Origin of the sequence: Streptomyces smyrnaeus, assembly GCF_017676345.1 — a bacterium.
Taxonomy (GTDB): Bacteria; Actinomycetota; Actinomycetes; order Streptomycetales; family Streptomycetaceae; genus Streptomyces; species Streptomyces smyrnaeus.
Window position 1 is genome coordinate 1 of record NZ_JAFFZM010000059.1, and the last position, 974, is coordinate 974.

At 66.1% G+C, this 974-nt stretch carries 1 protein-coding gene; it reads right to left on the reverse strand.

The window, feature by feature from the left end; translation table 11 throughout:
* Positions 1–23: 23 nt before the first annotated feature.
* Complete coding sequence (locus tag JW613_RS35450; RefSeq protein ID WP_209215309.1) at positions 24–908, reverse strand: IS982 family transposase; 885 nt, start codon at positions 906–908, stop codon at positions 24–26.
* Positions 909–974: the final 66 nt, after the last annotated feature.

The following is a 974-nucleotide window of genomic DNA, read 5'->3' on the forward strand; positions in this document are numbered from 1 at the left end:
CTAGATGTATGAGTCTGATGTCTTCAGTGGTCATAGGCGATCAGTGATCGTTTGGCCTCGGCGCCGATGGTCCAGTTGTGCCAGATTCCCGCTGCGAGGGCGAGGAGTCGTTGGCCGGTGCGGGCGAAGACTCCGGCTGGGGTTCTGCCTTGGTGCTGTTCGAGGCTGAGCTGGCCTTTGAGGGTGTCGATGACAGCCTCGATCCACTGACGGACCCGGGCGATCTTCCCGTGTCGGACCGGCTCGTCCTTGCGGTCCGGCCGCACGAGGTGAACCCCGAGCCGCTCGGTGAGGAACGTTTCGAACTCCTTGCCCGCAAAGCCCTTGTCGGCCAGGATCACCTGCCCGGCGCGGACGAGGCGGTGGTCGCGTTCCAGCAGCGCGGCCATCACCTCGCGTTCGCCGACCCTGGGGCTGGCCAGGCACCAGGTGACGGGCATGCCCTCCGCGGTGGTGACCAGGTAGAGCCGGAATCCCCAGAAGAAGCGGGAGTGGCTGCGGCAGTAGCCATAGCTGGCGTGCCCGGCCAGGCCGGAGCGTTTGACCGTCTCGCGGGAGGCCGCACACGGCAGCGGGGTGGAGTCGATCAGCCGCAGGTCGTCGTGCCAGGTCGGTACCTGCCTGGCCAGTGCCTCGATCGTGTGGGAGATCAGCGGTCCGGCGGCGTTGAGGCGCTTGTTGTAGGCCGATTGCTGGGGCAGGTAGCGAAAGAGGTGTCCGAGCCGGGCATGGGCGAAGCGGATCCAGTGCCGTGCGGAGGGGAAGCCCAGCAGGACTTGGGCGACCGCCAGGCACAGCAGTTCGGCGTCCGTCAGTTTCGGAGGTCGCCCGATCCGGCGACAAGGCGCCACGTGGTCGTCGATGAACACGTACAGTGCCGTCAGAAGGGCGTCCAGGTTTGTCTTCACACACTGACCAACGGGCGCCCTTCGCCATGGTCGCGACCGGCACCAACATCGGACTCATTCATCTAG